This window comes from Achromobacter sp. T5-5, from assembly GCF_055397965.1.
In genome coordinates this window covers 5864995-5886923 of record NZ_AP027919.1, presented here as the reverse complement: position 1 = coordinate 5886923, position 21929 = coordinate 5864995, and the positions used below count along the sequence as shown (strand labels likewise).

The 21929-nt window shown below is 65.2% G+C and carries 23 protein-coding genes; 12 read left to right on the top strand and 11 right to left on the bottom strand.

Annotated features, from left to right (window positions below; genetic code table 11):
• Positions 1-46: 46 nt before the first annotated feature.
• On the top strand, positions 47-1063 hold the full coding sequence (locus ACZ50Q_RS26605; RefSeq protein ID WP_076518545.1) for an amino acid ABC transporter substrate-binding protein: 1017 nt from the start codon (positions 47-49) through the stop codon (positions 1061-1063).
• Between the two features lie 24 nt (positions 1064-1087).
• On the opposite strand, the gene ACZ50Q_RS26600 is transcribed toward ACZ50Q_RS26605, so the two are convergent.
• From ACZ50Q_RS26600 to dprA, 3 genes are all read right to left on the bottom strand, one after another.
• Positions 1088-1561, bottom strand: a complete 474-nt coding sequence (locus tag ACZ50Q_RS26600; RefSeq protein WP_464080015.1) for a hypothetical protein — start codon at positions 1559-1561, stop codon at positions 1088-1090.
• Between the two features lie 10 nt (positions 1562-1571).
• Positions 1572-2480: a hydroxymethylglutaryl-CoA lyase gene (locus tag ACZ50Q_RS26595; protein WP_092579215.1), complete on the bottom strand. Its 909-nt coding sequence runs from the start codon at positions 2478-2480 to the stop codon at positions 1572-1574.
• 93 nt (positions 2481-2573) lie between these two features.
• Positions 2574-3686 (bottom strand): DNA-processing protein DprA, encoded by a 1113-nt coding sequence (gene dprA / locus ACZ50Q_RS26590; RefSeq protein ID WP_464080014.1) that lies wholly within the window; start codon positions 3684-3686, stop codon positions 2574-2576.
• A 232-nt stretch (positions 3687-3918) separates the two neighbouring features.
• Between dprA and def the strand changes: the two genes are divergently transcribed.
• Together def and fmt are read left to right on the top strand one after the other, a co-directional pair.
• Positions 3919-4431, top strand: coding sequence for a peptide deformylase (def, locus tag ACZ50Q_RS26585; protein WP_076518549.1), 513 nt, complete (start codon positions 3919-3921; stop codon positions 4429-4431).
• A 16-nt stretch (positions 4432-4447) separates the two neighbouring features.
• Positions 4448-5395 (top strand): methionyl-tRNA formyltransferase, encoded by a 948-nt coding sequence (gene fmt, locus ACZ50Q_RS26580; RefSeq protein ID WP_464080013.1) that lies wholly within the window; start codon positions 4448-4450, stop codon positions 5393-5395.
• Between the two features lie 19 nt (positions 5396-5414).
• Here the strand turns inward: fmt and ACZ50Q_RS26575 are convergent, their stop codons facing one another.
• The 5 genes from ACZ50Q_RS26575 to ACZ50Q_RS26555 form a co-directional block, all read right to left on the bottom strand.
• Entirely contained in the window at positions 5415-5936 is a 522-nt protein-coding gene (locus ACZ50Q_RS26575; RefSeq protein WP_464080012.1) for a class IV adenylate cyclase, read from the bottom strand.
• 13 nt (positions 5937-5949) lie between these two features.
• Positions 5950-6576 carry a pyridoxamine 5'-phosphate oxidase family protein gene (locus ACZ50Q_RS26570; RefSeq protein ID WP_464080011.1) on the bottom strand — a complete coding sequence of 209 codons (627 nt, stop codon included), beginning with the start codon at positions 6574-6576 and terminating at the stop codon, positions 5950-5952.
• A 12-nt stretch (positions 6577-6588) separates the two neighbouring features.
• Positions 6589-7215 (bottom strand): HAD-IA family hydrolase, encoded by a 627-nt coding sequence (locus ACZ50Q_RS26565; RefSeq protein ID WP_092579209.1) that lies wholly within the window; start codon positions 7213-7215, stop codon positions 6589-6591.
• A gap of 67 nt (positions 7216-7282) precedes the next feature.
• The gene (locus tag ACZ50Q_RS26560) at positions 7283-7849 is read right to left on the bottom strand and encodes a hypothetical protein (RefSeq protein ID WP_464080010.1); all 567 of its coding nucleotides are present in this window, start codon (positions 7847-7849) and stop codon (positions 7283-7285) included.
• Positions 7850-7885: 36 nt separating this feature from the next.
• Positions 7886-8476 carry an LOG family protein gene (locus tag ACZ50Q_RS26555; RefSeq protein ID WP_076518555.1) on the bottom strand — a complete coding sequence of 197 codons (591 nt, stop codon included), beginning with the start codon at positions 8474-8476 and terminating at the stop codon, positions 7886-7888.
• Positions 8477-8712: 236 nt separating this feature from the next.
• On the opposite strand from ACZ50Q_RS26555, the gene ACZ50Q_RS26550 reads away from it, so the two are divergent.
• Complete coding sequence (locus tag ACZ50Q_RS26550; protein WP_076518556.1) at positions 8713-9273, top strand: ferritin-like domain-containing protein; 561 nt, start codon at positions 8713-8715, stop codon at positions 9271-9273.
• A 91-nt stretch (positions 9274-9364) separates the two neighbouring features.
• On the opposite strand, the gene rimO is transcribed toward ACZ50Q_RS26550, so the two are convergent.
• Together rimO and ACZ50Q_RS26540 are read right to left on the bottom strand one after the other, a co-directional pair.
• On the bottom strand, positions 9365-10711 hold the full coding sequence (rimO, locus tag ACZ50Q_RS26545) for a 30S ribosomal protein S12 methylthiotransferase RimO (protein WP_076521908.1): 1347 nt from the start codon (positions 10709-10711) through the stop codon (positions 9365-9367).
• A 148-nt stretch (positions 10712-10859) separates the two neighbouring features.
• Entirely contained in the window at positions 10860-11105 is a 246-nt protein-coding gene (locus tag ACZ50Q_RS26540) for a helix-turn-helix domain-containing protein (protein WP_076518557.1), read from the bottom strand.
• Between the two features lie 432 nt (positions 11106-11537).
• On the opposite strand from ACZ50Q_RS26540, the gene hxsB reads away from it, so the two are divergent.
• Genes hxsB through hxsA form a run of 3 tightly spaced genes read left to right on the top strand, consistent with a single transcriptional unit; the run spans position 11538 to position 14759 of the window.
• A complete protein-coding gene (gene hxsB, locus ACZ50Q_RS26535; protein ID WP_464080009.1) occupies positions 11538-13016 on the top strand; it encodes a His-Xaa-Ser system radical SAM maturase HxsB in 1479 nt (492 codons plus the stop codon).
• Positions 12979-14115, top strand: coding sequence for a His-Xaa-Ser system radical SAM maturase HxsC (gene hxsC / locus ACZ50Q_RS26530; protein ID WP_464080008.1), 1137 nt, complete (start codon positions 12979-12981; stop codon positions 14113-14115). The genes hxsB and hxsC overlap by 38 nt, the downstream gene beginning before the upstream one ends.
• Complete coding sequence (gene hxsA, locus ACZ50Q_RS26525) at positions 14112-14759, top strand: His-Xaa-Ser repeat protein HxsA (RefSeq protein WP_464080007.1); 648 nt, start codon at positions 14112-14114, stop codon at positions 14757-14759. The genes hxsC and hxsA overlap by 4 nt, the downstream gene beginning before the upstream one ends.
• 28 nt (positions 14760-14787) lie before the next feature.
• Here the strand turns inward: hxsA and ACZ50Q_RS26520 are convergent, their stop codons facing one another.
• Entirely contained in the window at positions 14788-15417 is a 630-nt protein-coding gene (locus tag ACZ50Q_RS26520; RefSeq protein WP_464080006.1) for a LysE family translocator, read from the bottom strand.
• Positions 15418-15513: 96 nt separating this feature from the next.
• Between ACZ50Q_RS26520 and rsmB the strand changes: the two genes are divergently transcribed.
• The 5 genes from rsmB to trkA are packed head-to-tail and all read left to right on the top strand — an operon-like array spanning position 15514 to position 21876.
• Positions 15514-16851, top strand: a complete 1338-nt coding sequence (rsmB, locus tag ACZ50Q_RS26515; RefSeq protein ID WP_464080005.1) for a 16S rRNA (cytosine(967)-C(5))-methyltransferase RsmB — start codon at positions 15514-15516, stop codon at positions 16849-16851.
• Positions 16852-16890: 39 nt separating this feature from the next.
• Positions 16891-17481, top strand: coding sequence for a DUF4390 domain-containing protein (locus ACZ50Q_RS26510; protein ID WP_083714243.1), 591 nt, complete (start codon positions 16891-16893; stop codon positions 17479-17481).
• Positions 17478-19793 (top strand): sensor histidine kinase, encoded by a 2316-nt coding sequence (locus ACZ50Q_RS26505; protein WP_464080004.1) that lies wholly within the window; start codon positions 17478-17480, stop codon positions 19791-19793. Before ACZ50Q_RS26510 ends, ACZ50Q_RS26505 begins: the two co-directional genes overlap by 4 nt.
• 11 nt (positions 19794-19804) lie before the next feature.
• Positions 19805-20500, top strand: coding sequence for a response regulator (locus ACZ50Q_RS26500; RefSeq protein WP_092579194.1), 696 nt, complete (start codon positions 19805-19807; stop codon positions 20498-20500).
• A complete protein-coding gene (gene trkA, locus ACZ50Q_RS26495) occupies positions 20497-21876 on the top strand; it encodes a Trk system potassium transporter TrkA (RefSeq protein ID WP_076518564.1) in 1380 nt (459 codons plus the stop codon). The genes ACZ50Q_RS26500 and trkA overlap by 4 nt, the downstream gene beginning before the upstream one ends.
• Positions 21877-21929 lie beyond the last annotated feature (53 nt).

Sequence of the window (21929 nt, the reverse complement as noted above, 5' to 3'; positions counted from 1 at the left end):
GCCTCGGCGCGCGTTCGCGCCCGGTAGCGGAACAGGAATCCAGGTCATGAACATTGCAAAAGGGTGGGTAGGCGCGGCGCTGTTGTTGGCGGCGGCGCAGGGAGCTCAGGCGGCGACGCTGGACGTCGTGAAGCAGCGCGGCGCCGTGGCTTGCGGCACGACCACGGGCTTCGCGGGATTCTCCGCGCCCGACGCGCAAGGCAAGTGGCAGGGCCTGGACGTGGACCTGTGCCGCGCGGTGGCCGCGGCGGTCTTCGGCGACGCGGACAAGATCAAGGTGGTGCCGCTCAATTCGCAGCAGCGCTTTACCGCGCTGCAATCCGGCGAGATCGACGTGCTGACGCGCAACACCACCGTGACGCAGCAGCGCGACACGGCGCTGGGCATCATCCACGCCGGCATCAATTTCTACGACGGCCAGGGCTTCCTGGTGCCGAAGTCGCTGGGCGTGAAGAGCGCCAAGGAGATCAACGGCGCCACGATCTGCCTGCAGACCGGCACGTCCAACGAAAACACCCTTGCCGACTGGGCGCGCGCCAACAACGTGACGTACAAGCCCGTCGTCATCGAGACCTTCAACGAAGTGGTCAATGCCTTCGCCTCCGGGCGCTGCGACGTGTTCTCGACGGACGCCTCGGGCCTGGCGTCGATCCGCATCTCCAAGCTGCAGAATCCGGACGACTATGTGGTGCTGCCCGAGATCATCTCCAAGGAGCCGCTGGGCCCCTTCGTGCGCCAGGGCGACGACGCCTGGCTCAACATCGTCCGCTGGTCGCTGTCGGCCATGATCGAAGCCGAAGAGTACGGCGTGACGTCCAGGAACGTGGATGAACAGACCCGAAGCGCCAACCCCAACATCAAGCGCATCCTGGGCGTGACGCCCGGCAGCGGCGCCAACCTGGGGCTGGATGAAAAATGGGCCTACAACATCGTCAAGCAGGTGGGCAACTACGGCGAAAGCTTCGAGCGCAACGTGGGCGAGGGCAGTCCGCTCAAGATCAAGCGCGGCCTGAATGCGCAATGGACGCAGGGCGGATTGATGTACGCGCTGCCGATCCGCTGACGAACCCAGGGCGTTTCGTTTTGCCTATCCGCGCCGATAAACCTGCGCGATCTTCACGAAGGCGGCGCGCAGTTCCCGCGTGCCGCCCTGGAAGATCACCGGTTTGCCGCGGCGCGTGAACACCACCAGCCGCTTTGAAAACACCATGGGCACGAAGCGCGCGTAACGCACGTCTTCCCATGCCACCTCGCGCCGCGTGAACCAGGTCTGGCGCAGGCCGTGTTCGTCGATGGTGGTGATGGACGTCTGCATGTGCCAGGACACGAACAGCAGCGCCACAAAGCACAGCACCACCGCCACCGCCAGCAGCGTATCGAAGGGCTGTGCGGGCGCGCGGATCGCGGTGGTCACGACCTGCACGCCCAGGATCGCCAGCAGCACCCAGGTCAGGATGCGCACCCAGTCCGGCCAGGCCTGGCCCGACAGGGGCAGCGGGCCGATGGCGCGGAGCAGCGCCGGGAGGTCTTCAGGCGCGGGGTCGGCATTGGGCGTGGTCATGCGGACCGGATCAGGCGGCACGCTTGGCGGCGATGGCGTTGCCGGCGCGGCTGGAACCCTTGCGGTTCAGGTGTCCCGACATCCATTGCCCGATGTCGACCACGGCGTCGAAGTCCACGCCCGTGTCGATGTCCAGGCCGCGCAGCATGTACAGCACGTCTTCGGTCGCGACGTTGCCCGTGGCGCCCTTTGCGTAGGGGCAGCCGCCCAGGCCGGCCACCGAGGTGTGGAAGATGGAAATGTCCGTTTCCAGCGCCGCAAGGATGTTGGCCAGCGCCTGGCCGTAGGTGTCGTGGAAATGGCCGGACACGCGCGCCGGGTCGACCACGCGGGTCACGGCGGCCATCACTTCGCGCACGCGCTTGGGCGTGCCCACGCCGATGGTGTCGGCCACGTCGATCTCGTCGACCTGCATTGCCAGGTAGCGTTGCGCCACGTCCACCACGGCTTCGACGGGAACTTCGCCCTGGTAGGGGCAGCCCAGCGCGCAGCTGATGCTGCCGCGCACGCGGATGCCGGCCTCGCGGGCGGCCTGGACCACGGGTTCGAAACGCGCGATGGATTCGGCGATGGAACAGTTGATGTTCTTCTGGGAGAAGGCTTCGGACGCCGCGCCGAAGATCACGATTTCGTCCGCGCGGGCGGCCAATGCGCCTTCGAAGCCCTTCATGTTGGGGGTCAGCACCGAGTAGATGGTGCCGGGGCGGCGCTCGATGCGTGCCATCACGTCTGCGCCGTCGGCCATCTGCGGCACCCATTTGGGCGAGACGAACGAGGCGGCTTCCACATTGGGAAAGCCCGCGGCGCTCAGGCGGTTGACCAGTTCAACCTTGATGTCGGTGGGGACGAATTCCTTTTCGTTCTGCAGGCCGTCGCGAGGCGACACCTCGACGATCTTTACGCGGGAGGGCAATGCCATGTCTCTTCCTGTTTCGGTATGGGATGACCGGCGCGGCGAGGCCGCGGCGCCATCGCCCATATTAGCGCCATCGCATGCGGCGCCGCTGCGGCCCTAGTGCAAACGCTGGTAGCGGCCATCGTCCAGCCGGGCGATGCGGCCCTGCAATTCCAGGTCGAGCAGTTGCGCCTGCAGCACGGCGGTATCGAGCCCGCATCGCGCCTGGATGGCATCCAGGTGCAGCGGGTCGTAGCCCAGCGCATCCAGCACCGGATGGGCGGCGCGCGCGGGGGAGGGCTCGGTGCGCGGGGCCTGCGCCGGCGTCGGCCCGCCGCCCAGTTCGTCGGTGATGTCGGCGGCGGTCTCCACCAGCTTGGCGCCCTGGCGGATCAGCGCATGGCAGCCGCGCGACAGTGGCGAATGGATCGAGCCCGGGATGGCGAAGACTTCGCGGCCGCTCTCGCCCGCCAGCCGGGCGGTGATGAGCGACCCGCTTTGCTTGGCGGCCTCGACCACCAGGACGCCGCGCGCCAGGCCCGCGACGATGCGGTTGCGCTTGGGAAAGTGCTGGGGCCGCGCGCCGGTGCCCAGGGGCAGTTCGGACACCAGCGCCCCATGCGCCGCGATGCGATGCGCCAGGTCGCGGTGGCTGGCCGGGTAGACGCGATCGATGCCCGTGCCCATGACCGCCACGGTGCCGGCGCCGTCGGGGCCGGCATCCAGCGCGCCTTCATGCGCGGCGGCGTCGATGCCCAGCGCCAGGCCGCTGACGACGCGCCAGCCGTTCGCCGCAAGGTGTCGGGCAAAGGCACGCGCGTTTTCCTGTCCGCCCGGCGTCGCATTGCGCGCGCCCACGACCGCCAGCGACGGCCCCTGCAGGAACGCGGGATCACCCGCCACGTAGAGCAGGATCGGCGGATCGGCGATCGTCAGCAGGCTTTGCGGATAGGTGGGATCGGCCAGGGTCAGGATGTGGCGGCCGGGGGCCTGCACCCATTCCAGCGCCCGCGCCACCTGCTCGGCCATGTCTGCCGGCATGGGCGCCGCCAATTGCCGCGCCAGCGCGTCGGGCACATGGCGCGCAAGCGCCGTGGCGCGTTGCGCGTAGATCTGCTCGGGCAGGCCCAGCGCGCTCAGAAGCATGCAGGCGGTGGCGGAACCGATATTCGGTTCGAGGGACAGCCGCAGCCAGGCGGACAGTTCGTTGGAGGATTGCGTAAGCGGCATGGAACGGGCGCGAGAAAGGCGTCGTGGGTCCGAGAGTGTCGCACGCGCCGGGCAGGCCGGCGGCGGCGGGGTGGATCGATACGCGCGGGACCGGCAAGGCAAGGGCGCCGCCTGTGAAAAAAAGCGTGCCGGGGCAATGTCCGCAATCCCCGAATTAGCCGAAAACTATTAGAAATCAATACTCTAATGAATTAAACTCTCGTGTACGCATCACTCTGGCGATCCCCTTTCAATGGCTTTACTTCCCATCCTTCGCTACCCGGACCCGCGCTTGCACAAAAAGGCCAAGCCGGTCGCCGAGGTCGATGACCGCATCCGGCAGCTCGTGCGCGACATGGCGGAAACCATGTACGACGCGCCTGGCGTCGGCCTGGCCGCAACCCAGGTCGACGTGCATGAACGCGTCGTCGTGATCGATGTGTCCGAGGACAGCAATCAACTGCTGACCCTGATCAACCCCGAGATCACCTGGCGCAGCGACGACTACAAGATCTACGAAGAAGGCTGCCTGTCCGTTCCCGGCATCTACGACGAAGTCGAGCGCGCCTCGCGCATCCGCTGCAAGGCGCTGGACATCGACGGCAAGCCGTTCGAGTTCGAGGCCGATGGCCTGCTGGCCGTGTGCGTGCAGCACGAGCTGGATCACCTGGAAGGCAAGGTGTTCGTGGAATACCTGTCGAACCTCAAGCAGAACCGCATCAAAACCAAGCTCAAGAAGGCCGAGCGCGAAGCCTTGCGCGCGTAGGTCGGCCCTTAACCCCATGCGCATCGTCTTTGCCGGTACCCCGGAATTCGCCCGTATCGCGTTCGACGCCCTGCGGGCGGCCGGCCACGAAATCCCCCTCGTCATGACGCAGCCGGACCGCCCCGCGGGGCGGGGCCTGAAGCTCACGCCCAGCCCGGTCAAGCAGGCGGCCGTGGAGGCGGGCATCCCCGTCGCCCAACCGCGCAGCCTGCGGCTGGACGGCCGCTATCCCGACGAGGCCGCCGAGGCCCGCCAACTGCTGGAAAGCGTGGCGCCGGACGTGATGGTGGTGGCCGCCTACGGGTTGATCCTGCCGCAATGGGTGCTGGAACTGCCGCGCCTGGGCTGCCTGAACATCCACGCCAGCCTGCTGCCGCGCTGGCGCGGCGCGGCGCCGATCCAGCGCGCCATCGAAGCCGGCGACGCGCGCACCGGCGTCACCATCATGCAGATGGACCAGGGGCTGGATACGGGGGATATGCTGCTCGAACGCATCGTGCCGATTTCGGACGAGACCAACGCGGCGCAGTTGCATGACGCGCTGGCGGTGGCGGGGGGCGAAGCCATCGTCGAGGCGCTGGCCGCGCTGGCCGAAGGTGGCCGTGGCCTGACCCCGCGCAAGCAGCCCGAAGCGGGCGTGACCTACGCGGCCAAGCTGGACAAGGCCGAAGCCGCGCTCGATTGCAGCCAGCCGGCCGCGTTGCTGGCGCGCCGCGTGCGGGCCTTCAACCCCGTGCCCGGCGCCAGCATCCGCCTGCCCGGCCTGCCCGATGCCGTGAAGGTCTGGCGCGCCCAGGCGCTGGACGAGACCACCACGGCCGCGCCGGGCAGCGTCCTGCGCGCGGACGCGGCAGGGATCGACATCGCCACGGGCCAGGGCGTGCTGCGCCTGCTGGAGCTGCAGAAGGCCGGCGGCAAGCGCCAGCCCGTGGATGTGTTCGTGCGCGGCTGGCAGCCGGCCTGAGCGTTGCCGCCCGCCCGGCTCACCCTTGGCGGGTAGCCGCCAGCAGATCCACGTAGGCGCCCGACAGCAACTGTTCGGGCGCGACGCCCAGCCCGGCCATCAGCGTGCGGGCTTCTTCCATTCCTGCCTCGACGGTTTCGTCTTCGCGCAGCACCACCTCCAGCTCCAGGAATTCGCCCAGGCCTTCGACCCGGTCCAGGTGGATGCGCGTGCGTCCGGCCATGAATACCGTCCGGTGCTTCTTGACGCGGCCGGTCACGCCATAGGCGTGCGAAAGCGTGTCGCGCAGGGCGTCGGGGGCGTCCGTGGGCGCTATCACGTAGAAACTTTCCTTGGGGCCGGTATCGTCGGCGCGTTGGTAGAAGATCAGCTCGCCCGTGCCGTTCGAAAAAGCGCGCAGCTTCAGCCGCCCGGTCGAGCATGCGAAGAACGTGTCGTCCTGGTCGATACGGGCGGGCTCCTTGCCGGACAACGCCGCAGCCAGGGGGACGATGGCCTCCAGGCTATCGACCCGGGCCTTGATTTCGACATTGCGCGCCATGCAGGTTTCCTGGTCAGTAGAGTGAACCGGCGACGCGGGCTGGCAGGTCGCGATCGTAGGCGACGCCGTCGAAGGTGCCGGCGGTGAGGTCGGAGAGGATCCGGCCCACGCTGGGCAGCGCGGTGCGCGCGATCTGCGTCTGCGGATCCCACAGGCGCGAGCGCAGCAGCGCCCGGGAACACTGGAAATACACGGTGTGCACGTCGACGACCAGCACGGAACGCGGCAGCTTGCCGTCCATCTCGAAGCGCGCCAGCAACGCCGGGTCCACGCTGATGCGCGCCGTACCATTGACGCGCAGCGTCTCGCCGACGCCCGGCACCAGGAACAGCAGCGCTATGCGCGGATCGGCGATGACGTTGAGCAGGCTGTCCACGCGGTTGTTGCCGCGGCGGTCGGGCAGCAGCAGCGTCTTTTCGTCCTGCACCACCACGAACCCGGCGGGGTCGCCGCGCGGCGAGGCGTCCAGCCCGTCCGGTCCCGCGGTGGCCAGCAGCGCGAAAGGCGCGGCCTCGATGAACGCGCGGTAGTGCGGGTGCACATGGTCCACTTCCTTTTTCAGGGAGGCTTCGCCGGGCGAACCGTAGAGCGCTTGCAGCGCGAGGGCGTCGGTAATCAGATGGGCGGGGTCGATGTGCATGGGTACGGGACGTTATGCCAGGGCGTTGGAAAGGTCTGCGACGGTCAGGAACAGTTCGTCCGGGCCACGGCCGCGCAGGGCGTCGACATGGTTATAGCCCCAGGCAACCGATCCGACCCGCACGCCGGCCTTGCGGGCGGCGTCGATATCGCGCATTTCGTCGCCCACCAGCAGGAAGCGCTCGGGCGCCGTGCCATGCTGCCTGAGCAGGCGGTCGATCTTGGCGGCCTTGCCGAAGAGGTCGGTGCCGCATTCGTAGTCGTCAAACAGCGCCGCGGTTTCCTCGCCCAGCACGCGCTTGACGTTCTCGACGGAATTGGAGCTGACGATCGCCAGCCGCAGGCCGCTCGCCTTCAGGCGGGCGAGCGCTTGCGGAATGCCGTCGAACAGCTGGACGCTGGGATCGATCTCCTGCATCAGCGTGCGCACGTGCGTCATGATCGCCGGCAGCTTCCACAGCGGGATGTTCAGGTACTTCAGGATTTCGCCGGCATCGCGGCTGCGCAGGGCTTCGCGTTCCGAGGCGTCGATCTTGCGGAAGTGGTATTTGTCCGCGACAGTGTTCAGGATGGCGTTGAACCACGGCATGGTGTCCGCCAAAGTCCCGTCGAAGTCGAATGCAGCAATGTCGTATTTCAATTCTTGGAATCCAGTGCCGGCAGGCGGGGCAGGGGCCATGCACGCTGGCAGGCGCCCTGCGCCGTCCCTAAACGCCGTGCGGGTGAAGGAGATAGTGCACGACCGGCGCCAGCCCTTCAAGCGGCGGCGCGCCGGCCACCACGCGCGCGGCGTTCGTCCACGGGTAGTCCAGGGCCAGCAACCAGCCGAACACGGCCGCCGCGTCGCCGGGGGGCAGGTTCACCATGGTTTCGATCGTGATGGTCAGCCGCTTGGCGCGGTACGGGTCGGGCTGGAAGACCCAGTCGTAGCGGCCACAGCCCACGCGCACGTTGCCGGTGGCCTTCTCCGTCATGCCCACCAGCCAGTCGCACTGGTAATCGGGCAGGCGCGCGTCCGCCTCGGGGCGCGACAGAAAGAAGGTGTAGACGTTGTCGTAGGTCTGGCCGAATTTGCGCACCAGCGTGTCGGTGATGGCGGCCAGGCCATGCGACTCGGGCGGAAAGGCGATGGCCTGCGTGCGCAGCGCCATCTTCAACACGGCGTCCGGCGCGAAGGCGCGGGCCATGTAATGGGGGCGGTTCTCGTCCTTGGCGTGAAAATAGTCGCGCAATACGGACTCGGTGCAGGCGGGGATCAACGAATCGGTGGGCATTGCGAGGGGCTTCCGTTCAGGTGTCGGGAGTAGGGGTCAGGGCTTTCTGACCGGATCGAACCATTTCGTGATGTTGGGCGGCTCGTAAATGGCATAGCGATCCAGCAGCAAGGCGGGGTCTTCCTCAACCACCAGCATGTCGCGATGCTGGGGACGGATAAATGCTTCTTCCACGGAGTGGTTGATGAATTGCATCAGCGCATCGTAATACCCCGCGATGTTGAGCAATCCGCAGGGCTTCTGGTGCATGTTGAGCTGCGCCCAGGTCCACACCTCGAAAAACTCTTCCAGCGTGCCGGCGCCGCCTGGCAGGGCGACGAAGCCGTCGGCCTTCTCCATCATCATCGCCTTGCGTTCGTGCATGTTCTGCACCATGTGCAGCTCCGTCAGCCCCAGGTGCGCCTGTTCTTTCTTGAGCAGCAGTTCCGGGATCACGCCGATCACGCGGCCGCCGGCGGCCAGCACCTCGTTGGCCACCACGCCCATGATGCCGACCACCGAGCCGCCGTACACCAGGCCCAGGTCGCGCTTGACGAGTTCACGGGCCAGCACACGCGCCTGCTCGACGTAGTCCGGCCGGGTGCCGGGGTTGGAACCGCAATACACGCAGATATTCTTGAGATTCATAAACAAGGGGTCAGAGGGCCGGCCGCGTTACAGATTGCGTCACGCCGCCTTTTCGCGAAGCCGATAGTTTACGCAAGGTTGAGAGGGACCCTTGCCCGGGCGCGGCGCCGTCGGACTCGCGATGCGGGCAATGTTTGGACACAGCATGTTCCGGCACGGCCGGTAGACTGGGGATTGCTAATACGACTGGAAGTCCAGCGTCGTGCTGCTTTCACGGACTATGAGGAGCCTACGATATGGAACAAGCAACCCGCACCCCGCAGCAGGCCAAGCGTCCTTTCGATATGGATGTGCAGGCGATCCGCGCCAAGGCGCGCAAGGACATCGAGTCCGGCGCCATCACCGATACCTATCGGGCTGATCGCGAAACCGTGCTGAAGCTGCTGAACGAAGCGCTGGCCACGGAGGTGGTCTGTGTGCTGCGCTACAAGCGCCACCACTTCATGGCTCGCGGCTTGAACGCCGAGCCCGTCGCCGCGGAATTCGCCGAGCACGCGGCGCAGGAACAGGAACATGCCGACAAGCTGGCCGAGCGCATCGTGCAGCTCGGCGGCGAGCCGAACCTGTCGCCCAAGGGCCTGCTGGAGCGAAGCCACTCGGAATACGTCGAAGGCAATTCGCTGGAAGAGATGATCAAGGAAAACCTGATCGCCGAGCGCATCGCCATCGACAGCTATCGCCAGATGATCGAATACATCGGTGAACAGGATTCCACCACGCGCCGCCTGCTGGAGGAGATCCTGGCGGTGGAAGAGGAACACGCCGACGACCTGTCGGACTTCCTGGCCAAGTCGTGATGGGGCAGTGACCGTCCGCGCGGCTGCTTGAGCCGCCGGTCAAAACGCCGGCCGGCGCGTGTTGACGCGCCGGCCGGCGTTTTTTTTGAAGTCAGATCGCGTCGGCCCAGAGATCGTATTCGTCGGAATCGGTGACGCGCACGCGCACCATGTCGCCCGCCTTCAGGGGCTGGTCCGAACTGACGTAGACGCAGCCATCGATTTCCGGCGCGTCGCCCGCGCTGCGGCCCACGGCGCCGTCCTCGTCGACTTCGTCGATCAGCACGTCGATCTCGCGGCCGACCTTGCGCGCCAGGCGCTGCGTCGAGATGGTCTGCTGCAACGCCATGAAGCGTTCCCAGCGGTCCTGCTTGACGTCATCCGGCACCGGATCGTCCAGCAGATTGGCGGGCGCACCCTCAACCGGCGAATACTGGAAACAGCCCACGCGGTCGAGCTGCGCCTCCTGCATCCAGTCCAGCAGGTACTGGAAGTCTTCCTCGGTTTCGCCGGGAAAACCCACGATGAACGTCGAGCGGATCGTCAGGTCCGGACAGATCTCGCGCCAGCGCTTGATGCGCGCGAGCGTCTTGTCTTCGAAGGCCGGGCGCTTCATGGCCTTCAGGATGCGCGGGCTGGCGTGCTGGAAGGGGATGTCCAGGTAGGGCAGGATCTTGCCCTCGGCCATCAGCGGGATCACCTCGTCCACGTGCGGGTACGGGTACACATAGTGCAGCCGCGTCCAGACGCCCATTTCGGACAGGGCCACACAGAGCTCGGTCATGCGCGTCTTGACCGGGCGGCCGTTCCAGAAGCCGCTGCGGTACTTCATGTCCACGCCATACGCGCTGGTGTCCTGCGAGATCACCAGCAGTTCCTTCACGCCTGCCTTCACCAGGCGCTCGGCTTCGTTCAGCACGTCGCCCACCGGACGGCTGACCAGGTCGCCGCGCATCGAGGGGATGATGCAGAAACTGCAACGATGGTTGCAGCCTTCCGAGATCTTCAGATAGGCATAGTGGCGCGGCGTGAGCTTCACGCCCTGCGGCGGCACCAGGTCCACGTACGGATTGTGGTCCTTGTTGGGCGGCGCGGCGCTGTGCACGGCGCGCACCACCTCTTCATATTGCTGGGGACCGGTCACCGACAGCACGCTGGGATGCACGTCGCGGATCACCGATTCCTCGACGCCCATGCAGCCGGTCACGATGACCTTGCCGTTCTCGGCGATGGCCTCGCCGATGGCTTCCAGCGATTCGGCCTTGGCGCTGTCGATGAAACCACAGGTGTTGACGACCACGACGTCCGCGTCGTTGTATTCGGGCGTGACTTCGTACCCTTCGGTGCGCAGCTGGGTCAGGATGCGCTCGGAGTCGACCAGGGCCTTGGGACAGCCGAGGGACACGAAGCCCACGCGCGGCGCGCGGCCGGGAGCCGCTCCTTGCGCCGCCGTCGCGATCGCGTCCAGGGTCGAGCTGTTGCCGTTGCTGGCGGCGCTGCCGGCGCCTTTGCCGGGCCGGGATCGTTCAAGAATTTCCAATCTGGTTCACCGTAGGTTCGCGCACGGGCATAGGCGGTGCGGCGGGGTAATCGTCAAAGGGTCGGGATCAGGCAGTCGCGTCCTGCGAGGTCAGGTCGCGCAGCGTTTCCGGATACAGCATGGCCACCCGCAGCAATGTCTGCGCGGCGCCCGAGGGGTTGCGCCGGCCTTGCTCCCAATCCTGCAAGGTGCGCACGCTCACGCCCAGCAACGCCGCGAAATCCGCCTGCGGCAGGCCGACGCGATTGCGCGCTTCGCTGATATGCGACGCCTGCCACCGGACGGACCGGGCAGGCTGGACAGCCTTATTCATGACTCAATCAATGGGATGGACGGCGCGAGACGTCCCGCCAATCGAATTCAGGTTGGAGGCCGCACCGTGGGCGATGGCGGAATAGCGCGAAATTATACGGCATTGCCGTATGTGGTGGGGCAGCAGCCCGTGATCATCCGAGGCGGGATCGGAAGGAGCGCGGGCAGACCGGGGAGGCGCCTGGTCTGGCGTTTGACGGGGCGTTCTTGGTAGCGAGCGCTCGCGTTTGGCCTGCGGCCGGCACCCGGAGCGATGCAAGAAAACGCGGTTGCCGGATTGGCTTTTCTGCATCGGCGACGCCGCAAATACACGATGGAATTTTGATCTGCCGCTATTTCTAGTAGGCATTCGATAGAATTATCGGGAAATTTGGTGTAATTAGGCAGATCAAGTGCTTGAGAAAGCCGGTTGCGCGCGCGGGAGGATATTCGTTTGAATTCGTATGCCGTGGAGCTTTTACCATTCCAGATCCGCTCGATTGGAAATGAATACATCGCGGTAAGCGGTACGGGAGATCACGTTTTTCTTACCCCTGAGCATGCTGAATCGCTGATAAATGGCCAGACGTCCGAGTTGCCACTGGCATTGCAGGCGGACTTGAAGGCGGGATTCTTCCTAGGTAGCCACCATAGTCCCGGCAATCGCCGCTTACTGGTTTCGCGAATATCCGCCAGGCGCGAGACGGTCACCGGAGGGCCGAGCCTGCACATACTGGTTCCCACTTTGCAATGCGAGCATTCGTGCCAATACTGTCAAGTCAGCCGTTCCCTGTCGGATTCGGGCTACAGTTTGAGCCTGTCCAACCTGTTTGCAGCCTGCGATAGCGTATTTGAAAGCGACGCGCCGGTCTTGACGGTTGAGTTTCAAGGCGGCGACCCCTTGTTGCGATTCGACTTGGTGCAAGCGGCCATAGATCGAATTCAAATCCGAAACAAACAAGAAGGCCGGACGGTCCGATTCGTGATCTCGTCCTCTTTGCACCAGTTGACCCCAGAAATGTGCGATTTCTTCGGTCAGCATGATGTTCTGTTGTCGACCAGCATTGACGGTCCGGCAGCACTTCATAATCGCAATCGACCCAGCCTGGGCCGCAATGCCTATGAACGAACGGTCGCTGGTATCGAATTGGCGCGTACCAGACTGGGACATGATGCGGTATCTGCCTTGATGACAACCACTCGAGCATCATTGGCCTGTCCCGAAGCGATTGTCGATGAATACGTGAAGCTGGGTCTACGCGAAATATTTGTTCGACCCCTGAGTAGTTATGGTTTTGCCAAGCGCAATCTAACCCTTTTGGGATATCGGCCGGAACAGTTCTACGCGTTCTATTCGCGGGCTTTTGATCGCGTCTTGTATTGGAATCGCCAAGGTAAAGCGCTGCGGGAAGTCTATGCTTCCATAATCCTCAACAAAATATTGTCGCCGTTTGACGCGGGTTACGTCGACCTGCAAAGCCCCACAGGCGCAGGCCAAAGCGTGCTGGTCTACAACTACGATGGATATGTGTATCCCAGCGACGAAGCTCGTATGCTGGCGGAAACTGGCGATACATCACTGCGGTTAGGACCGATAGGTGCAAAGCTGGAGGCGTTACGGCAGACGCCCTTGCAGCAGCGCTTGGTCAATGCCAGTCTCGTGAACCGTATGGAAGGCTGCCGAACCTGTGCCTACCAAAATTTCTGTGCGCCTAATCCGGTGGATGCCCAGGCCCAGTTCGGAAATATGGATACTCCGTCGCTTGAAACTGAACACTGCCAGCGGCATCAGTGGCTTTTTGATTATTTTTTCTCCTGTCTGAAGAACGCGGCTCCCGATCAGTTGGACCTTTTTCATGACTGGGCCCAGCCTGGAGCCAATTCGGAGCTCAAACATGCGTCGGCTGAAAGCCAGGTTTGGCAAGGCAATTGAATGCAGTCGTGTATGCCGGGTGGTCGATGTCGATTCGCTGGCGACGCAATGGCAACCGGACCTGCAATTTCTCGCTTTGATCCGCACGCCGTCCCAACGTGCGTTGGTGGAACGTTACCAAGCCGCAGGTTTGTCCAATGTTGATTGGGTGGACGCGCCGAATCTGGAATACGGTGACGTCGTTGCAGCCGTTCCCGCGCGTTCAGAGGTCTCGGTGCTTCATCGCGAGTCGGATCTTCATCACAGTCTTCAGCTTACGAACCGCTGCAATAGCAATTGTCTGATGTGCTCGCAGCCCCCGACGTTGCAAGATGACGCCTGGATGGTCGAAGAGACATTGGATGTCGTTCGTCATCTGCGATGCGCTCCTCGTGTACTGGGCTTGAGCGGCGGAGAGCCTTTGTTGCTGGGCCCGCAACTTAGGGCGGTGTTTGATGTTTTGAGCAATAGATTTCCCGAGACCCGCTTGGAGTTGTTGACGAACGGGCGTCTATTGGCTCACGCAGAACTGAGTCGGCAATTGCTGGAAGGCCTGGGCGCATCGGTTACCTGGCTAGTACCTCTTTATGGGCATGCCGATTTCCTGCACGACTTCGTGGTTCAGGCGCCCGGTGCTTTTGATGAAACTATTTTGGGACTGCTAAATCTGCAATCCCGGCGCCAGCCGGTGCAACTGCGGGTAGTTCTCATTCGGCCTGTACTGGAAATACTCCCTGCGCTGTGCACGTTCATCGGAAGAAATCTTCCCTTTGTCAAGGAGGTCGCCCTTATGGCGTGCGAACCGGTTGGTTTTGCTCTGGCCAACCCTGAGCTCTGCGAAGTGGACCTGCTTGACTGGAAAGACTCCCTGCAACTTGCCGCTCGCATCCTGGCTCGCCACAAAGTGCCCTATCTTTTTATGAATGCGCCCCTTTGTGCGCTACCGGAGGAGCTTCGAAGCTATGCACATCGCAGTATCTCGGACTGGAAGAACGTGTATGTAGCGTCCTGTGATGGCTGTGAGGTGAAGCCCGATTGTTCTGGATTTTTCGCGTGGCATGACCGCGGCTGGAAGCCGACAAGGATTATTCAAATTTTGAAGAAGGAAAAATCTGAATGAGCCGATTCATAAAAAACATAAGCGTATTCATGGCGGGACTTTCCGTGTTCGGAGGTAAAGTCGCAAGCGCTGCTACGCCTTCTGAGCAGCTCGTACTGGATGCTCTCAATGAGCCCAATGCAGTGCCTCTTCGGCCGCTGAATTACGGCTATGAAAATTTGTTCGCGGGCCACAGATCGCATTCGAGCCATCGATCGCACTCTAGCCACAGGTCTCACTACTCGGGTTCGAGTAGTCGGGGGCCCACGTACTCTGCTCCGAATCGAACTTCTCCAACATCGAGTCCGCTGTATTCGGCCCCGGTCTCGCCAGATGCGAAAAGCGATTCTTCCAATTCGTCGGCGCGACCGGCCGTTCCATCCTCGTCATCATCGAAAAATCCTTCCATGAATGCCGCGCCCCAAAAGGCTGATCCCGCCTCCGAAAATGTGGAACTAAGCCGCGCCGAGAAATTGAAATTGCAGATCATGCGGGTGCAGATCAAATTGACGTCGCTTCGGTTGTACGAGGGACCGATTAATGGCGTATTGGGGCCGGCGACGACGGCGGCGCTCAAGCATTTCCAAACGCTCAAGTCATTGCCCCCCAGTGGCCAGATGACCACCGATACGATGAATGCGCTGGGGATCGTGGCCGTCCGTTGATCGGGTGGGAGGCACCGCCAGCAACCTATCAAGCCGCCCGCCGGTACAGCGCCAGCGTTCCCGCCAATCCGATCAGCAGCCCCCCGCAGACCCGGTTCAGCCAGCGCAGGCCGCCCGTCTGGAAGGCGCGCACCATCTGCGCGCCGAGCGCCGCGTAGGCCAGCATCGCAGCGATGTTCATCAGCGCCATGACGGCGGCCAGGAGGGCGTACTGGGCGGGTAGGGGCGCGGCGGGATTGATGAATTGGGGCAGGAAGGCCGACATGAAGAGCAGGGCCTTGGGGTTGGTCAGGGCGACGACGAAGCTGCGCAGGCCCAGCGCCAGGCCTGCCGGGCGGGCGTCTCGGGGCTTCTCGGAAGGCAGCGTGAGCGCCGCGTCCGACCGCAGGAGCTTCCAGCCCAGCCACGCCAGATAGGCCGCGCCGGCCCATTTGACGATCTGGAAGGCGACCTCCGAGGCGGCCAGCACCACGCCCAGGCCGCAGGCCACCGCGCCGATCAGGACCAGGTCGGCCAGCACCGCGCCGCCCATGCCCCAGCAGGCCGCCCGCACGCCGTGGCGCGAGCCGTTGCTCATGGCAAGCAGCACGGTGGGGCCGGGCGTGATGATGGTGACGGCCGAAGCCAGGACGAACAGCAGCAGGGTGGCGAGGGTCATGGGGGGCCTCCGGGACAGGGAGCCAGTGTGCCGCGACCACTGCCGTCCGTCCAGGTCCGGGCTACCATAGCGGTCTTACTCTTTGATTTCGCACCAATGTCCACGCGTTCCGATACTCCCCATCTGGCTCCTCCGCTTTCATCCGTCCTTCTTGCCAGCGCGGGGGTGGTCGAGGGCGTGCTGGATGGCCGCTCGCTCACGGAGGCGCTGGCCGACGTCGATTCGGCCTTGCGGCCGGCCACGCAGGCCGTGTCGTTCCATGCGATGCGCTATCTGGGCTGGGCCGATGCGGTCGGCCGCGAAATGGTGCAGCGCTATCCCAGCGTGTTTTTCGAATCCCTGCTGCTCGTGTCGCTGACGCTGCTGAAGGAAGCGGGCGACGCGGCCGAAAGCCTGCCCGGCATGCCGGTCTACGCGCCGCATACGGTCGTGGACCAGGCGGTGACCGCGGCGGCCGGCTCGCGCAGCCTTGCGTCCTATAAAGGCATGCTCAATGCCTGCCTGCGTCGGTTCCTGCGCGAACGCGCCGCGCTGGAGGCCGCGGTGGCCGACAGCCCCGAAGCGCAATGGAACCATCCCGGCTGGTGGGTCAAGCTGCTTGCCGTGGCCTATCCGCGCGAATGGCGCGAGATCCTGGCGGCCGCCAACGTCCCGGCCCCGCTGACCCTGCGGGTCAACCGCCGGCGCGCGACCCGCGAACAGGTGCTGGCCGCGTTCGAGGATGCCGGCCTGGCGGCCCAGCCCGTGGGCCAGTCGGGCGTGGTGCTCGCCACCCCCAAGCCCGTGGTGCAGCTTCCTGGCTTTGCCGAGGGCTGGTGGTCGGTGCAGGACGCGGGCGCGCAGCTCGCGGCCGAACTGCTGGCGCCCGCCGACGGCATGCGGGTCCTGGACGCCTGCTCGGCGCCCGGCGGCAAGACCGCGCACCTGCTGGAGCTCGCCGACATCGACCTGCTGGCCCTGGACGCCGATGCCGACCGCCTGGTTCGCGTGGAACAGAACCTGGCGCGGCTGGGCCTGGCCGGCGAGCATGTCCGGCTGAAGGCCGCCGATGCCGCCGACCTGGACGCCTGGTGGGACGGCAAGCCCTTTGACGCGGTGCTGGCCGACGTGCCGTGCACGGCGTCGGGCATCGTGCGCCGCCACCCCGACATCCGCTGGCTGCGCCGCGAAAGCGACCTGCGCCGCACTGCCAGCCTGCAGACCCGGATCCTGGATGCGCTGTGGACCACCGTGGCCCCCGGTGGCCGCCTGCTCTACGTCACCTGCTCGGTTTTCCCCATCGAAGGCACCCGCCAGGCCCTGGAGTTCCTGCAGCGCCACCCGGATGCGACGCGGCTCGATGCCCCCGGCCAATTGCTGCCTGTTGCTGTCGATGCAACACCCGCGGCGCAACACGACGGATTTTTCTACGCCTTGTTTGCCAAGCAGTCCTGAATCCCCAAGAATAGGGGCATGACGTAGTTCCGGTGCCGTATGTCCATTATTTCGCGCTTATTTCTTGGGTTGTTGCTGGTAACTGCCTTGCTTTCCTCCGCGCCGGGTGGATTGGCTCATGCATCGGAAGCCCGTGTGACGCGGGTGGATCCGATGGTGCGCGACGGCAACCTCGAAATCGATGCGGATATTGAGTTCGAACTCAACCAGCAGTTGCGGGATGCCGCCCAGCGCGGCGTCGCCCTGTATTTCACGGCCGACCTCACCATCACCCAGGAGCGCTGGTACTGGTTCGACAAGTCGCTGGTGGACACCTCCCGCACCTGGCGCGTGGTCTATAACGCGCTGACCCGCCAGTGGCGCGCGGGCGTGGGCGAGCTGTCCTTTCCGGTGGCCTCGCTGGACGACGCCATGAGCCTCATCCGCCACATCCGCAATTGGCGGGTCGCGGACGCCGGCGATTTCGACGTGGGTGTGCAATACGATGGGCAGCTGCGCCTGCGGCTGGACACGTCGCTCTTGCCCAGGCCGTTCCAGGTGAACGCCTTGAACAGCAGTTCCTGGGCCCAGGCGACCCCGTGGATGGACTTCTCGTTCATGCTGGGCGACAAGGAGAAAGACCCCTCATGAGGCTTTTGCTTCGGCTGGCGCTGATGGTGGGCGCCGTGAGCGGACTGGCGCTGCTGGGCCTGCTGGCCTGGTCCACCGGAAACGCCTCGCGCTTTGCGCGCTACTACGACACGCTGCTGGTCCTGAACGGCATTTTCGCGCTGGCGCTTTTCGTCTGGGTGGTCGCGCTGACGGTGCGGCTGGCGCGGCAGATCCGGCGCCGGCAATTCGGCGCGCGGCTCACCGCGCGCTTTTCGCTGGCGTTCGCGCTGATCGGCGTGGTGCCGGGCGCGCTCATCTACACCGTGTCGGTGCAGTTCATGTCGCGCTCGATCGAGTCCTGGTTCAACGTCCGTGTGGACACCGCGCTGGAGGCCGGGCTGAACCTGGGCCGCGCCGCGCTGGACTCGCTGCTGGCGGACCTGGACGCGCGCGCCCGCTCGATGGCGATGGAACTGAACCGCAGCACGGACAGCGGCGTGACGCTGGCGCTGACGCGGCTGCGCGAGGCCAATGGGGTGCAGGAGGCCATGGTGTTCACGGGCAGCGGGCGCATGGTGGCGTTCTCGACCAGCCAGTACGGCCAGCTTTTGCCCGCCGCGCCGCCGCCCACCGTGATGAACCAGCTACGGCTGGCGCGCGGCTATTCCGCGGCGGAAGCCGACGATCCGGTCACGCCCGGCGCGGAGGGCGGCCTGCACCTGCGCGTGGTGATTCCGCTGAACGGCCCGGACCGCTACGACAACCTGCTCGGCCCGGCCTCCGAGCCGCGCTGGCTGCAACTGTTGCAGCCGGTGCCCGAACAGATCGCGCACAACGCCAACCTGGTTCAGCAGGGCTTTCGCGATTACCAGGAACTGGCGCTGTCGCGGCTGGGCCTGCGCAAGCTTTACGGCATTACGCTGACGCTGGCGCTGCTGCTGGCAGCCTTTGGCGCCATCGCGGTGGCGCTGTCCCTGTCCAAGCGCCTGGTGCGCCCGCTGCTCAGCCTGGCGGGCGGCACGCAGGCGGTGGGCGTGGGCGATTACCGGCCCCTGCCCGAGCCCCCCGAACGCGACGAAGTCGGCCAGCTCACCCGTTCGTTCAATGCCATGACGCGCCAGCTCGACGAGGCGCGCCGCATGGTCGAAAGCAACCGCCAGCAGCTCGAGCGCTCCAACGTCTACCTGGAAAGCGTGCTGTCCAACCTGTCTTCCGGCGTGTTGGTGTTTGACGAAGCGTTCCGCGTCACCACGGTCAACCAGGGCGCCCAGACCATCCTGGGCGCGGACCTGCGTTCGGTCATCGGCCGCCCGCTGGAGACCGCGGACGGCATGCTGGAATTCGCCAACATCGTGCGGCAGGCCTTTTCCACCCACGCCGCGGTCGGCTCCGAGCGCCAGCACTGGCAGCAGCAGTTCGAGATCGCGCCTGCGCAGGTCGAGGGGGCGGCGCCCTCCCAGCCGCTCACCTTGCTCGCGCGGGGCACGCATCTGCGCGTGGACGGGCGCGGCAACGGCTATCTGGTGGTGTTCGACGACATCACCGAAGTGATTTCCGCCAACCGGACGGTGGCGTGGGGCGAGGTGGCGCGCCGCCTGGCCCACGAGATCAAGAATCCCCTGACGCCCATCCAGCTGTCGGCCGAGCGCCTCGCCATGAAGCTGGAGGGCAAGCTGCCCCCCGCCGAGGCGCAGATCGTCGAGCGTTCCACCAATACCATCGTCAATCAGGTGGCTTCGCTCAAGCAGATGGTGGACGACTTCCGCGAGTACGCCCGCACGCCGCCCGCCGTCATGCAGCGCATCGACTTCAACGCGCTGGTGGCGGACGTGCTGTCGCTCTACGGCTGGGAGCCCGACGGCGCCTCGCCGCGCCTGACCGGAAAGGCCCTGAATCTGGATGTGAGCCTGGGCGCGGACCTGCCGGACATCGAAGGCGATCCGACCCAGCTTCGCCAGGTGATCCACAACCTGCTTTCCAACGCCCGCGACGCGATCGCGGAAATGGGCGGGCAGGGCCGCGTCAGCGTCACGACCCAGCTCATGCGCAGCGAGCAGCCCGATCGCGTGGCCCACCAGGCGCTACGTTTCACGGTGGCGGACACCGGCCCGGGCTTCCCGCCGCAGGTGATGCAGCGCGCGTTCGAGCCCTACGTAACCACAAAGTCCCACGGGACTGGGTTAGGATTGGCAATCGTCCGCAAGATCGTGGAAGAGCATGGCGGGCGTATCGACCTTGCAAACCGCAAGGAAGGAGGGGCGCGGATTTCCATCCTGTTGACCCGGCTGGCGCCGGGGGCCGACACTATGGACGCGACCGCGCAAGAAAAGGATAATGCGGCTACGCAATAGGTGGATGCTTTATGGCCAGAATTCTGGTGGTTGACGACGAAGTCGGTATACGCGAGCTTTTGTCGGAAATCCTTTACGACGAGGGACACACGGTCGAGCTGGCCGAAAACGCGGCGCAAGCGCGCGCTGCCCGCCTTCGCATGCGTCCTGATCTGGTGTTGCTGGACATCTGGATGCCCGACACCGACGGCGTGAGCCTGCTCAAGGAGTGGGGTTCGCAGGGCCTCCTGGACATGCCCGTCATCATGATGAGCGGCCATGCCACCATCGACACGGCGGTCGAAGCCACGCGCATCGGCGCCATGGATTTCCTGGAAAAGCCCATCACGCTACAGCGTCTGCTAAAGACCGTTGCCGCGGGCCTGGCGCGCGGCCGCCTGCCGCATCCCGCGCCGGCCGCCGCCAACCCGGCCGCGCCCAGTCCGGTGGTGGCCCTGGAAGACGAACTGGATCCGCCCGCCGCCCTGGCTGCCGTGTCCGCCTCGGATGCGCCGGCCACCTCGAACGGCCAGTTGGGCAGCATCTCGCTGGACCAGCCGCTGCGCGAGGCGCGCGACGAATTCGAACGCATCTACTTTGAATACCATCTGGTCAGGGAAAGCCACAGCATGACGCGCGTGTCCGAGCGGACCGGACTGGAGCGCACCCACCTCTATCGCAAGCTCAAGCAATTGGGCATCGAGTCCGCGCGCAAGCGCAGCACATGAAGATCCTGATCATGGGCGCTGGCCGCGTAGGCACCAGCGTGGCGGAGAACCTGGTGTCCGAACAGAACGACATCACGGTCATCGATTCCGATCCGGTCCAGCTCAAATACCTGCAAGAACACTTTGACCTGCGCGTCGTCCGGGGCGACGGCTCGCAGGTGTCGGTGCTTGAAAACGCCGGCGCCGCCGACACGGACCTGCTCATCGCCTGTGCGGCCTCCGATTCCGCCAACATGGTCGCGTGCAAGATCGCGCGCCAGCTTTTCAACATCCCCCGCCGCATTGCCCGCATCCGTTCGGCCGAGTTTCCCGAGCATCCGGAGCTCATGAGCGAAGAGGGCTTCTGCATCGACGCGCTCATCAGTCCCGAGCGCAGCGTCACCACCTACCTGCACAGCCTCATCGAGTTCCCCGAAGCCCTGCAGGTCGTCGAATTTGCCGAGGGCCGCGTCAGCGTCGTCACCGTGCGCGTGGGGCACGGCAGCCCGATGGCCCATTCGTCCGTCGACAAGCTGCGCGATGTCTGGCCCGACGTGAAGGCGCGCGTGATCGACGTGCTGCGTGGCGGGCGCCCGCTGCGGGCGGGCAGCGGCACGGTCGTCGCGCCGGGCGACGAAGTGGTGCTGGTGGTGGACTCGGACCATGCCCGCCGCGCCGTCAGGAAGCTGCGCGACGCCGAACGGGCGGTGCGCCGCGTGATGATCGCGGGCGGCGGCAATATCGGCCTGCGCCTGGCGCGCCAGCTCGCCGAGGAAAAATACAGCGTCCGCATCATCGAGCACGACCTGAAGCGCTGCGAATACCTGGCGACCCAGCTCCCGGACAGCGTGCTGATCCTGCACGGCAGCGGCACCGACGAGGCCCTGCTGGAGCGCGAAAACATCGAAGACATGGACACGTGGCTGGCGCTGACCAGCGACGACGAAGACAACATCATGTCGTCCCTGCTCGCCAAGCGGCTGGGCGCGCGCAAGGTGATCGCGCTGATCAACCGCCAGGCCTACGGCGAACTGATGCAGGGCAGCCATATCGACATCGCCGTGTCGCCCTCGCAGGCCACCATGAGCGAACTGCTGCGGCACGTGCGCCGGGGCGACGTGGTCGCGGTGCACCGGCTGCGCCAGGGCGTCGCGGAGGCGCTGGAAGCCATCGCCCACGGCGACCGCTCCACCTCCAAGGTAGTCGGCCGCGCGGTGGGACAGATCAGCCTGCCCAAGGGCGCCAGCATCGGCGCGCTGGTGCGTGGCGAAGAGATCATCCTGCCTGACGCCGACACCGTGATCGAAACCGACGACCACGTCATCGTCTTCGTGCCCTCGCGCCAGCAGATGCCGCGGGTGGAAAAGCTGTTCCAGGTCTCGGCGTCATTTTTCTGATGCGCCGCGTGCTCCCACCCATGCGCGGCCCCCGCGCAGCCGGCTAAGCCTCC